We start from the raw sequence: 12,597 nt of genomic DNA on the forward strand, positions 1-12,597 counted from the left end.
GGTCCCGAGTCAGAAACTTCACTTCTGCTGCTGCGCCAATAACCGCTCCAGCCTTGCCTCCAGCCGGCGCTTGATCTCGTTTTCGATATGCGGGGCGAAGTCGTCGATCACGTCCTGCATGATCAATTGCGCGGCTGCGCGCAGTTCGTTGTCCAGATGCAGCAGCGCATCAGGGTTGGGCAGCGCTTGCGGCTGGGCTGTCTGTTGCACCTGCGGGGCGGGCGCTGTATGGACATCAGGTGTCAGTGTCGGAATGTCGTCTTCGTCGAAGTCCTGTTGATACGCCGCGTCGGGGCGAGCGCCGACTACATCGAACAGCAGGGGAATCTGGCCTTCGGGACGAGCGGCGTCGTTCGACAGGGGGGAATGTGCGGGGTCATCGCCGAGCAGTTGGCGGATCGACTCGAGGTCGTTCAGCAAGTGCGCGGATTCAGCTTTTTTTGAAGTATCCATCGTGTCCTCAAAGGCGCTGCAGTCGGTGATCTTGCGGAGGATAGCCCTGTTCGCGGTAGGAACGGAAACTCTCGCGTGCGGCAAGACGTATGGCCGGGTCTTCGACAACGACTTCGGCCACGCGGGCGAAGCGTTTGAAGAAGGCCGGAATGCTCAGGTCGAGGTTGACCAGCAGGTCACTGTGTTCGCCCGAGTCGTCGCCCAGGCCCAGCACCACGGCAGCATCGTGATCGCTCTCGGCGTCGCCATGGGGTAGAAACACTTCGCCTCTGAAACGCCAGAGCCGGGCATCGAGGTCCTCACGCTGCGCAGCATCGCTGCAATGCAGATAGACCTTGTGACCCAGGCGCCAGGCCTTTTCCGTGAGCTTGCAGGCAAAGTCCAGGCGGGCCGCAGGATCGGCGCTGGGCAGGATGTAGAAGTCGACTTGAGTCATGTGGGTTCCAGAACCGGAGGCGTATCGATTGTGCAGCCGATACGCCAGGGTCTCTTTTTATACGCCGGCGCGGTCGAGCAGGTATTGGGTCAGCAAAGGAACCGGACGCCCGGTGGCGCCTTTTTCCTTGCCGCCGCTCAACCATGCAGTGCCGGCGATGTCCAGGTGAGCCCAGTGGTAGGCCTTGGTGAAGCGCGACAGGAAGCAGGCCGCGGTGATGGTGCCGCCTTTCGGGCCGCCGATGTTGGCGATGTCGGCGAACGGGCTGTCGAGCTGCTCCTGGTACTCATCGAACAACGGCAGCTGCCAGGCACGGTCATCGGCCTGTTTGCCCGCGTCGAGCAACTGATTGATCAGCGCGTCGTTATTGCCCAGCAGACCGGAGGTATGGCCGCCCAGTGCAACGACGCAGGCGCCGGTCAGGGTTGCAATATCGATGACCGCCTGCGGCTTGAAACGCTCGGCGTAGGTCAGTGCATCGCACAGCACCAGACGGCCTTCGGCGTCGGTGTTGAGGATTTCTACGGTCTGGCCGCTCATGGTCGTGACGATGTCGCCCGGACGTGTCGCAGTGCCGCTCGGCATGTTTTCGGCACAGGCCAGAATGCACACCAGATTGATCGGCAGCTTCAATTCGAGCACCGCACGCAGGGTGCCGAACACACTGGCTGCGCCGCACATGTCGAACTTCATCTCGTCCATGCCAGAGGCAGGCTTGATGCTGATGCCGCCGGTATCGAAGGTGATGCCTTTACCGACCAGCACGAACGGCTGGTCGCCTTTTTTGGCGCCCTGGTAGTTCATGACGATGAGGCGCGGCGGCTGGGCGCTGCCCTGTGCTACCGCGAGGAAAGAACCCATGCCCAGGTCGGCCAGTTTCTTCTCGTCGTGGACTTCCACTTTCAGGTTCTTGTGTGCCTTGCCCAGCGCCTTGGCTTCTTCGCCCAGGTAGGTCGGGTGGCAGATGTTCGGCGGCAGATTGCCGAGGTCGCGGGTCAGCGCCATGCCGGTGGCGATTGCCTGAGCATGAGTCGAAGCGCGTTCGACGTCGGCCGCCTTGATCTTGTCGGTCAGCAGGGTGATTTTCTTCAGGGCGCGAACGTCGGCTTTCTGGGTCTTGAAGCGGTCGAAGACGTATTCGCCGTCGGCCAGAGCTTCGACCAGCAGGCGAGCCATGCCATAGGTGTCGCGGTTTTTCACCGACAGGTCATCGAGCGCAATCGCTGCATCGGTGCCGCCCAGGCCCTTGAGGCAGGTGAGCGCTGCGCCGACGATTTTTTTCAACTGACGGTCCGACAGCTCGTCTTCCTTGCCAGTGCCGACCAGCAGGACGCGCTCGGCCTTGATGTTGGGCAGATTGTGCAACAGCAGGCTCTGGCCGACCTTGCCGGCCAGATCGCCGCGCTTGAGAATCAGCGAAACGGCTCCGCCGCTGAGGATATCCACAGTCCTGGCAGCACCGGCCAATACACGGCTTTCACCGACGGTGACCACCAGCGTTGCGGTTTTCAAGGTTTCTGGGCTTACGCTTTTAACAACCAATTCCATGTGGGGTCCCCGAATAGACGATGAGAGTCGCAATATGAATGTCGTACGCGGCATGGCCTGAGTGTTTTCAGGGGCGATGCCTGCGCTAAGCCTTGCAGTTTGACCCCGCTGCACGACTGCTGACAACCCCGCAGAGCTGCCTGTCTGGCGTCTATGTGCGAACTATCCCCGGTGCGCAGTGACAGAAACACACAATCACAGGATAATGCCGCATATTTTTTGAGGCCCACGCCTTTTGTCGGCGTGAAGCTCTGGTTGCCGTGGCTCACAAATTTTCCCTGTTTGGCTGCCTGAGCCTGACAACTCTGGAGTGTCTGGTTTGATTGTCTTCCGTTATCTGTCCCGAGAAGTGCTGCTTACCTTGAGTGCGGTCAGCGCCGTACTGCTGGTCTTCATCATGAGCGGGCGCTTCATCAAGTACCTGGCGCAGGCCGCGTCCGGTGCGCTCGATCCTGGCGTGCTGTTCCTGATCATGGGCTTCCGCCTGCCGGGCTTCCTGCAGGTGATTCTGCCGCTGGGCCTGTTCCTCGGCATCCTCATGGCGTACGGACGCCTGTACCTGGAAAGCGAGATGACCGTGCTGGCCGCCACCGGCATGAGTCAGCAGCGTCTGCTGGCCATCACCATGGGGCCGGCCACGCTGGTCGGGCTGCTGGTCGCCTGGCTGAGCTTCAGCCTGGCTCCGCAGGGCGCTACGCAGTTTTCGCTGCTGATCAATCAGCAGGACGCCATGACCGAGTTCGACACGCTGGTGCCGGGCCGTTTTCAGGCGCTGCGCGACGGTACGCGTATCACCTATACCAAGGAGCTGTCGGAAGACCGCTCGCAACTGGCCGGTGTGTTCATCTCGGAAAAGCGCATGTCCAGCGACAAGAGCAAGGACAACGGCATCACCGTGCTGGTCGCGGAGAAGGGCCATCAGGAGGTCCGGCCCAATGGCAGTCGCTTCCTGATCCTCGAGAACGGCTATCGCTATGACGGCAATCCGGGCGCGGCCGATTATCGCGTGATCAAGTACGACACCTATGGGGCGATGCTGCCCAAGCCGGAAATCAGTGAAGAAATCACCGACCGTGAAGCCATTCCGACCAGCGAGCTGATCGGCAACCCGGCACCGCGTTCCGTGGCCGAGTTGCAGTGGCGTATTTCGCTGCCGCTGTCGGTGTTCATCGTGACACTGATGGCCATTCCGCTGTCACGGGTCAATCCGCGTCAGGGCCGTTACCTGAAACTGCTGCCGGCGATCCTGCTGTATATGTCGTACCTGGCCATTCTGATTTCGGTGCGCAGTTCGCTGGAGAAAGGCAAGCTGCCACTTAGCCTGGGGATGTGGTGGGTGCATGCCATCTACCTGTCCATCGGCCTGCTGTTGTTCTATTGGGAGCCTCTGCGTCTGAAGATGGCGAGTCGTCGCAGCGTCACGGAGGTGACTCGTGGTCAAGCTTGATCGATACATTGGCAAAAGCGTCCTGCTGGCGATTCTCGCCGTTCTGGGCATCATTCTGGGTCTGGTCTCGCTGTTCGCGTTCATCGACGAGATGGGCGATATCAGCGACACTTACACGCTGGCGGATGCCCTCAGCTACGTCATGCTGACGGCGCCACGTCGCGTCTACGACACCTTGCCGATGGCCGCCCTGATCGGTTGCCTGATCGGTCTGGGTACGCTGGCCAGCAGCAGCGAGCTGACCATCATGCGTGCGGCGGGCGTGTCCATCGGGCGTATCGTCTGGGCGGTCATGAAGCCCATGCTGGTGCTGATGATCGCTGGCGTGCTGGTCGGCGAGTACGTCGCTCCCTACGCCGAGAACCAGGCGCAGGCCGCGCGCTCGCTGGCTCAGGGCTCAGGTGATGCGCAGAGCGCCCGCCATGGTCTGTGGCACCGCCAGGGCGACGAGTTCATCCACATCAACACGGTACAGCCCAATGGCCTGATGCTCGGTGTGACACGTTATCGTTTCGACGACCAGCGCCACATGCTGACCTCCAGCTTTGCCAAAGAGGCCAACTTCAAGACCGATTACTGGGAATTGAAGGACGTCGCTACCACGCACTTCAATGATGGCCGCACCGAGGTCATCAACACGCCGGTCGAGCGTTGGGATGTGGCGTTGAGCCCGCAGTTGCTGAGCACGGTAATCATGCCGCCCGAGTCGCTGTCCATCAGCGGCCTCTGGAGCTACGCGCATTACCTGGCTGATCAGGGCTTGAGCAATGGCCGCTACTGGCTGGCGTTCTGGACCAAGGTCCTGCAACCGGCGGTGACCGTCGCGTTGGTGCTGATGGCAATCTCGTTCATCTTCGGCCCGCTGCGCTCGGTTACGCTGGGGCAGCGCGTGTTCACCGGTGTAGTGGTGGGCTTTACCTTCCGCATCATTCAGGACCTGCTCGGCCCATCGAGCCTGCTGTTCGGCTTCCCGCCGTTGCTGGCAGTGCTGCTGCCTGCTGCAGCCTGTGCGCTGGCCGGGGTGCTTCTGTTGCGCCGTGCCGGGTAATGCACCAACCGGACTGAAAAAGCCGACCCATGGGTCGGCTTTTTCATGGGCGTTTGTGGACCCTGCAAACCCCGCATGCAAAAAAGCCTCTGGCATCGCTGCCAGAGGCTTTCTTGTAACTGCGTGGTGCGTCGTTCTCAGCCTTCGGCTTGAACTTCGTCAGCCTGCATGCCTTTCTGACCCTGCACTGCAACGAAGGTAACTTTCTGACCTTCTTTCAGGCTCTTGAAGCCGTTACCCTGAATGGCGCGGAAGTGTACGAACAGATCCGGCCCGCTCTCAGGAGTGATAAAACCAAAACCTTTTTCGTCGTTGAACCACTTGACGGTACCGCTCTGACGTTCAGCCATTTTCTTATTTCCTTGACGCTTGACTTGAATTGGTTACAGCCTCTTTCGCATGAAAGAGCACTGGGGCTGGTTGCAGGAAGTAAGAAACGTAGAACGGGTTGTAGCAAACCTAGAGCTACTGCCCAGGTCCAGATTCGGCGACCCATGCAAACACAGTTCGGAAACTCTACGCCAACTCTCGTTGCAAATACAACCCCCTTGCCTGGCGCCCTGTTTCCGGGGAGTTGGCCTTGCACGCGCAGTATTTGCACAGCGTGCACGGTGATTGATCCGTCATAACATTTTGCACTTTATAGGTGCATTTTTTGCATATATGACACGTTGCTTATGCGAATGAAACACTACGGGGTAACAGTGCTCCAGCAACACCGAAGTGTTGCTGTTTTTTTGACGCCGCTATTTAACCGCGGAAGTAACGTTGTGCAACGAAAGCCATTTTTGCAACGAGCATGGGGACTTTCTTGCCGCGCACCATTGCCCACACAGGTTTATCCAGCGCCGTGTAATCGTTATGCAGATAACCCATGGCCAGCGGGCCAGCCAGAGAGGGGCCAAAACCGCCGCTGCACACGGTACCGATGACTGCGCCCTGTTCATCGACGATCTCGGTACCCTCACGCACGGGTGTGCGCTCCTGGGGGAGTAGGCCGACTCGCTTTTTGCTGACGCCGTTCTGTTGCTGGGCAAAGATTCGCTCGGCGCCCGGAAAGCCGCCTGCACGCGCACCGTCGGCGCGACGCACTTTGGAAATGGCCCATAACAGGCTGGCCTCGATCGGCGAGGTCTGCGTGTCCATATCATGGCCGTACAGGCACAGACCGGCTTCCAGTCGCAGCGAATCACGTGCACCCAGGCCGATCGGAGCCACTTCCGGCTCGTCCAGCAGGCGGCGTGCCAAGGCTTCAGCCTGTTCGGCAGGCACGGAAATTTCATAGCCGTCTTCGCCGGTATAGCCCGAGCGACTGACATAGCATTTGACGCCGAGCAGCGTGACGCTGGCGAACTGCATGAAGGTCATTTTGGCGACTTCCGGGGCCAGGCGTGCCAGTACGGTCACCGCGGCCGGCCCTTGCAGCGCCAGCAGGGCGCGTTCTTCAAACAGTGGTTCGATCTTGCAATGTCCGGCCAGGTGCTTGCACAGGTGCGCCAGATCTTGATCCTTGCAGGCCGCGTTGACCACCAGCATCAACTGGTCGTTGCCGAGATTGGCAACCATCAGGTCATCGAGAATGCCGCCGTTCTCGTCGGTGAACATCGCGTAACGCTGCATGCCGACCGGCAGGTCAATGATGTCTACCGGCACCAGGGCTTCCAGCGCCTTGGCGGCGTCTGCACCAGTGAGGCGAATCTGGCCCATGTGCGAGACATCGAACAGACCGGCCTGAGCGCGGGTGTGCAGGTGCTCTTTCATTACGCCAGCCGGGTATTGAACAGGCATGTCGTAACCGGCGAAGGGCACCATCTTTGCGCCGAGTTCGCGGTGCAGGGCGTGCAGGGGAGTGGTCAGCAGTGATTCTGTGGACATGTTCGATTCCTTGTTGAGCGGGCCGTGCCAATGGCACTGCCTGTGCGCGCAGCGCGATCAGGCAATGCCAGGCGGGGGCTGTCACGCTTCCTGATAGTTCTCGATGGACGGGCAGGCGCAGACCAGATTGCGGTCGCCGAAGACGTTGTCGACACGACCGACCGGAGGCCAGTACTTGTTCTCGATCAACGAATCGACCGGGTACACCGCCTGTTCGCGGCTGTAAGGATGGCTCCACTGGCCGACGATTTCGGCAGCGGTGTGCGGCGCGTTTTTCAGCGGGTTGTCATCCTTGTCCAGGGTGCCGTTTTCAACCGCGCGAATTTCCTCGCGGATCTTGATCATGGCATCGCAGAAGCGGTCCAGCTCTTCTCTGGACTCACTCTCGGTCGGCTCGATCATCAGCGTCCCGGCGACCGGGAACGACATGGTCGGCGCATGGAAGCCGAAGTCGATCAGGCGCTTGGCCACGTCGTCGACGCTGATGCCGCTGCTGTCCTTGATCGGGCGCAGGTCGAGGATGCACTCGTGCGCGACCAGGCCGTTGCTGCCGGTGTAGAGCACAGGGTAATGCTCCTCCAGACGACGCGAGATGTAGTTGGCGTTGAGAATCGCCAGTTGCGAAGCGCGTTTGAGGCCGTCACCGCCCATCATGCGGATGTACATCCAGGTAATGGGCAGAATGCTGGCGCTGCCGAACGGTGCTGCGCAGACTGCGCCTTCCTTGCGCTCCATGCGTGCATGGCCGGGCATGAACGGGGCGAGATGGGATTTCACGCCGATCGGGCCAACGCCCGGGCCGCCACCGCCGTGGGGGATGCAGAAGGTCTTGTGCAGGTTGAGGTGCGATACGTCGCCGCCGAATTTGCCCGGGGCGCAGAGACCAACCATGGCGTTCATGTTTGCGCCATCGATGTACACCTGGCCACCGTTGTCATGAACGATGCCGCAGATTTCGCGAATGCCTTCTTCGAAAACGCCGTGGGTCGACGGGTAAGTGATCATGATCGCCGCAAGCTGGTCACGATGCTGAACGGCCTTGGCGCGCAGGTCTTCGATGTCGACGTTGCCGCGCGCATCACACGCGGTCACCACGACACGCATACCGGCCATGTTGGCAGTCGCCGGGTTGGTGCCGTGCGCCGAGGAAGGGATCAGGCAGATGTCGCGATGTTCGTCGCCACGGCTCTGGTGATAGGCGCGGATCGCCAGCAGCCCGGCGTATTCGCCCTGCGAGCCGGCGTTCGGTTGCAGCGAGATCGCGTCGTAACCGGTGGCGGCACAGAGCATGGCCTCCAGCTCATCGGTCAGTTGCTGGTAGCCGGCGCTTTGCTCGGCCGGGGCAAAAGGGTGCAGGTTGCCGAATTCGGCCCAGGTCACCGGGATCATTTCGCTGGCAGCGTTGAGTTTCATGGTGCACGAGCCCAGCGGAATCATGGTGCGATCCAGCGCCAGGTCCTTGTCGGCCAGCTTGCGCAGGTAGCGCATCAGCTCGGTTTCCGAGTGATAGCGGTTGAACACGGGGTGGCTGAGGATCGCTGACTGACGCAGCAGCGCGGCCGGCAGGCGTGACTGTACGCTGTCTGCCAGTGCGGCGAAGTCCGGCAGGCTCTGGCCGTCGCTGGCGAAGATTGCCCACAGGGTTTCGACAGCCGACTGCGAGGTGGTCTCGTCCAGGGACAGACCCAGACGCTGGTCATCGATTTCACGCAGGTTGATGTGCCTGGCGCGTGCGGCGGCATGCAGTGCAGCGGTTCTGCCGCCAGTGTGCAGGGTCAGGCTGTCGAAGAAAAATGCCTGCTCGGCCTTCAGGCCCAGCGTGTTCAGGCCTTCGGCCAGAATCGCGGTCAGGTGGTGAACGCGCTTGGCGATCTGTGTCAGGCCGCGCGGACCATGGTAGACCGCGTACATGCTGGCGATGTTGGCCAGCAGCACCTGCGCGGTGCAGATGTTGCTGGTGGCCTTCTCGCGACGAATATGCTGCTCGCGGGTCTGCATCGCCAGGCGCAGGGCTTGCTTGCCGTGACGGTCCACCGACACACCGACCAGACGGCCCGGCATGTCACGCTTGAACGCATCGCGGGTCGAGAAGTAGGCCGCATGCGGGCCACCGAAACCCAGCGGCACACCGAAGCGCTGGGCGCTACCGATCGCCACGTCGGCGCCGAATTCGCCTGGCGGGGTCAGCAGGGTGAGGGCCAGCAGGTCGGCAGCCACGGCGACCAGTGCGTTGGCCGCGTGGAAGCGCTCGACCAGCTCGCGGTAATCGAATACATCGCCATTGCTGGCCGGGTATTGCAGCAGCGCGCCGAAGTAATCGCTGGCATCGCCCAGCTCGTGCTCGTCTGCTACGACCACGGTGATGCCCAACGGCTCGGCGCGAGTGCGCAACACATCCAGGGTCTGCGGGTGGCAATGGCTGGATGCGAAAAACTGCTGGCTAGCCTTGTTTTTGCTCAAGCGTTTGCAAAAGGTCATTGCTTCGGCGGCTGCGGTGGCTTCGTCGAGCAGAGAGGCGTTGGCAATCGGCAGGCCGGTGAGGTCGCTGATCAGTGTCTGGAAATTGAGCAGTGACTCCAGACGGCCCTGGGAAATCTCTGGCTGATAGGGCGTGTAGGCGGTGTACCAGGCCGGGTTTTCCAGCAGGTTGCGCAGGATCGGTGCTGGCGTGTGGGTGTTGTAGTAACCCTGGCCGATGTAGGTCTTGAACAGCTGATTCTTGCTGGCGATGGCCTTGATGGACGCCAGCGCATCGGCTTCGCTCTGCCCGGCAGGCAGGTTCAGAACGCTGGTGCCCTTGATGCTTTCCGGAATGACGCTTTCGCTCAGCGCATCGATGGAATCGAAACCCAGCGTTTGCAGCATGGCCTGCTCATCGGCCGCACGCGGGCCAATGTGCCGGGCAATGAATTCGTTGGCAGTGGTCAGTTCGATACGGTCAGTCATGGCGTGCTCCTCAGGCTTCGGCGTTGGCTTTGATCAGACGGTCGTAGGCGTCCTGATCCAGCAGGCCGTGAATGGCGTTGGCGTCTTGTGGGATGAAGCGAAAGAACCAGCCCGCACCGAGGGCATCTTCATTGACCAGCTCTGGCGTGGCGTCGAGGGCGGAATTGACCTCGACGACTTCACCGTCCAGCGGCATGTTGATGCTGCTGGCGGCTTTCACCGATTCCACCACCGATACTTCAGCGTGTTGAGTGTAGGCCTGTAATTCCGGGAGCTGCACGAAGACCACATCGCCCAGCGATTCCTGCGCGTAGGGCGTAATGCCGACCGTCACGCTGCCGTCGGTTTCGGCACGCAGCCATTCGTGGTCAACGGTGAATCGCAAATCGCTCATACAAACTCCTCGGAGAACAGGGCTCGCGCAGCACGCGAGCAATATGAGTTATGGCTTAGCAATTTAGCGGCCATGTTTTATTTTTATAATAAAATCAATGAGTTGAATAATTTTTGGCTGGGCCTGTCGATTTAGGGTGTAGCGAAATCGCTACAGTCTTCAGGCATTTGAAAATACCTGACTGATCAAGGCCTTGATACGCAGGGAGCGAGGTGTTTTGGAGTGAAATCGTTACAGTGGAGTGTTTTCGTTACGACAGCGTTGAATGATTGCATCCAACCAGCATTGGCTGTCACCGCTGGACACAGCGCTAGCGCGTCGGCAGTTACCCGACGCGGCTTTCCGGTGAGCGTAAAAACGTTTCGAGCTCTTCAAGCGGTAATGGCTTGCTGATCAGATAGCCCTGAATTTGATCGCAATGGTTTTCGCGCAGGAACGCCAGTTGCTCCGGGGTTTCCACACCCTCTGCAATCACCTGCAGGTCGAGGCTGTGAGCCAGCTCGATGATGGCTCTGGCGATGGCCGCGTCCTGTGGGTTGCTGGTCACTTCGCGAATGAACGCGATGTCGATTTTAAGCTTGTCGATAGGGAAGCGGCGCAGGTACGCCAGGCTTGAATAACCGGTGCCGAAATCGTCGATGGAAATACTCACGCGATTGGCCCGCAGTGCCCCCAGAGTGGCGATGGTGTGCGCGGTGTTTTCCATCAGCGAACTTTCTGTCAGCTCGACCTCAAGCCACTGCGGCGCAACATTGTGTTTTTCCAGTGCCTGGCGGATGTCGGCGACCAGGCTGCTATTGGAAATCTGTTGCCCTGAAATGTTGACCGCGACCTGAAACGAGCCTAACCCGGAGCGTTGCCAGCGCGCGATCTGGGCGCAGACACTGTCGACGACCCAGTTGCCGACTTCACCGATCAGGCCGAGGCTTTCCAGTACGGGGACAAATACCGCAGGCGAAATGCCTGGATGGCCAGGGCGTGGCCAGCGCAACAGCGCCTCAAGCCCGCATATGCGGTCATTGTTCAGGTCCAGCTTGGGTTGGTAGACGATTTCGAAGGCCTGGCTGCGCACCGCTTCGCGCAGCGCGGTCTCAAGGTCCAGGCGTGCCGAAACGTCGGCGTTCATCTGCGGCGTATAGAACCGGTAGTTGTCCGGGCCGATCTTTCGGGCGCTGTTCATGGCGGTGTAGGCGTGTCTGATCAGCTCGCGCGAGTCTTCGCCGTCCTCCGGGTACAGGGCAATGCCGATGCTGGCGGTCATGACCAGGCTCTGGCCTTCTATGTGGAAGGGCACTCGCAATGCATTGCGGATGCGATCGAGCGTCTTCCGGGTATCCGCCTGGCCGTCTCGCAGCATCAGAATCAGGGCGAACTGATCGCCGTCCACGCGGCCAAGGGTGTCACTGGCATTCAGGCAGCTGGACAGTCGGCGGCTGACTTCCAGCAGCACCTCATCACCCAGCACATGCCCCCAGGTTTCGTTGATGTTCTTGAAACCGTCGAGATTGACCGTCAATGCCGCCAGCTTCCAGCGGCTGATCGCCGCTTGGGTCATGCCCATTTGCAGGCTGGTAAAAAACAGATCCCGGTTGGGCAGGCCGGTCAGCGTGTCGTAGTGGGCCATGGTCAGCAGGCGCTGGTCGCTTTCCTTGCGCCGGGTGATGTCGCGCACGATACCGACGATGACCCAGTCCTCGCCGGTCCGGTAGGCCTGGCGATGGATTTCGACCTCGACATCCCGCCCGCTCTTGTCGCGAATCTGGGTTTCCAGGGGCTCACTGGGGCCTTTGCCGGCAATGATCCGGTCGTACACGACCTCAAGCTGCTCCATGGACGTTTCGCCCAGTTCGGCAGGCGTCTTGTGCGACAGTTCTTCTGCGGTGTAGCCCAGCAACTGGCAGGCCCGGCGGTTGAATTCGATCAGGCTCATGGTATTGCGGTTGATCAGAAAGATTGCGTCTTCGGAAGCGTCCATCACTGTGCGAAAACGCTCGAGATCGATGGTGCGCTGCTGCAATTGATCTTCGAGGATCAGGCTGTGGCTTTTCAGGTAGTCGCCGAACGCCTTGAGGCGCAGCAGATTACGCACGCGCAGCCACAGTTCGGCGCTGTCCACAGGCTTGTTGAGGTATTCCTCGGCGCCCGCTTCCAGTCCTGAAAGACGCGAGCTTTGGTCGTCGAGTGCCGAGAGCATGATGATCGGTATATTGGCTGTGCCCTTTTTGGCCTTGAGCTGACTGGCGACCTCATAGCCGTCCATGCCCGGCATCATGATGTCCAGCAGGATCAGGTCGGGTGCCTGTCGTTTGATCATGGCCAGCGCCAGCTCGCCTGATTCCGCCGTCAGTGTCCGATAACCCTGGTTCTGCAAGAGTACCTCCAGCAGGTCCCGGACATGGACGTCGTCATCGATAATCAGGATGGTCGCGGCGCTCTGGGTCATATCGAAT

General features: G+C 60.4%; 10 protein-coding genes. 2 read left to right on the top strand and 8 right to left on the bottom strand.

Annotated features, from left to right (window positions below; all coding sequences use genetic code 11):
- Positions 1 to 18: 18 nt before the first annotated feature.
- Genes P406_RS17225 through P406_RS17235 form a run of 3 tightly spaced genes read right to left on the bottom strand, consistent with a single transcriptional unit; the run spans position 19 to position 2,437 of the window.
- Positions 19 to 453, bottom strand: coding sequence for a hypothetical protein (locus tag P406_RS17225; protein ID WP_003341779.1), 435 nt, complete (start codon positions 451 to 453; stop codon positions 19 to 21).
- Positions 454 to 460: 7 nt separating this feature from the next.
- Positions 461 to 889 carry a DNA polymerase III subunit chi gene (locus P406_RS17230; protein WP_002552284.1) on the bottom strand — a complete coding sequence of 143 codons (429 nt, stop codon included), beginning with the start codon at positions 887 to 889 and terminating at the stop codon, positions 461 to 463.
- Between the two features lie 57 nt (positions 890 to 946).
- Complete coding sequence (locus P406_RS17235) at positions 947 to 2,437, bottom strand: leucyl aminopeptidase (protein WP_003415233.1); 1,491 nt, start codon at positions 2,435 to 2,437, stop codon at positions 947 to 949.
- 319 nt (positions 2,438 to 2,756) lie between these two features.
- On the opposite strand from P406_RS17235, the gene lptF reads away from it, so the two are divergent.
- Both lptF and lptG read left to right on the top strand, forming a co-directional pair.
- Positions 2,757 to 3,884 (top strand): LPS export ABC transporter permease LptF, encoded by a 1,128-nt coding sequence (gene lptF / locus P406_RS17240; protein WP_003316899.1) that lies wholly within the window; start codon positions 2,757 to 2,759, stop codon positions 3,882 to 3,884.
- Positions 3,871 to 4,932: an LPS export ABC transporter permease LptG gene (lptG, locus tag P406_RS17245; RefSeq protein WP_003415235.1), complete on the top strand. Its 1,062-nt coding sequence runs from the start codon at positions 3,871 to 3,873 to the stop codon at positions 4,930 to 4,932. Before lptF ends, lptG begins: the two co-directional genes overlap by 14 nt.
- Positions 4,933 to 5,069: 137 nt before the next feature.
- Here lptG and P406_RS17250 read toward each other — a convergent pair whose 3' ends face one another.
- From P406_RS17250 to P406_RS17270, 5 genes are all read right to left on the bottom strand, one after another.
- Complete coding sequence (locus P406_RS17250) at positions 5,070 to 5,282, bottom strand: cold-shock protein (RefSeq protein WP_003365337.1); 213 nt, start codon at positions 5,280 to 5,282, stop codon at positions 5,070 to 5,072.
- A gap of 400 nt (positions 5,283 to 5,682) precedes the next feature.
- Positions 5,683 to 6,807 (bottom strand): glycine cleavage system aminomethyltransferase GcvT, encoded by a 1,125-nt coding sequence (gcvT, locus tag P406_RS17255; protein WP_046236831.1) that lies wholly within the window; start codon positions 6,805 to 6,807, stop codon positions 5,683 to 5,685.
- Between the two features lie 81 nt (positions 6,808 to 6,888).
- The gene (gcvP, locus tag P406_RS17260; protein ID WP_046236832.1) at positions 6,889 to 9,753 is read right to left on the bottom strand and encodes an aminomethyl-transferring glycine dehydrogenase; all 2,865 of its coding nucleotides are present in this window, start codon (positions 9,751 to 9,753) and stop codon (positions 6,889 to 6,891) included.
- Between the two features lie 10 nt (positions 9,754 to 9,763).
- Positions 9,764 to 10,147: a glycine cleavage system protein GcvH gene (gene gcvH / locus P406_RS17265; RefSeq protein ID WP_003316893.1), complete on the bottom strand. Its 384-nt coding sequence runs from the start codon at positions 10,145 to 10,147 to the stop codon at positions 9,764 to 9,766.
- A 325-nt stretch (positions 10,148 to 10,472) separates the two neighbouring features.
- Positions 10,473 to 12,590, bottom strand: coding sequence for a putative bifunctional diguanylate cyclase/phosphodiesterase (locus P406_RS17270; RefSeq protein WP_046236833.1), 2,118 nt, complete (start codon positions 12,588 to 12,590; stop codon positions 10,473 to 10,475).
- Positions 12,591 to 12,597 lie beyond the last annotated feature (7 nt).

Origin of the sequence: Pseudomonas syringae pv. coryli str. NCPPB 4273, assembly GCF_000972175.1 — a bacterium.
In the GTDB taxonomy this organism is placed as follows: Bacteria; Pseudomonadota; Gammaproteobacteria; order Pseudomonadales; family Pseudomonadaceae; genus Aquipseudomonas; species Aquipseudomonas syringae.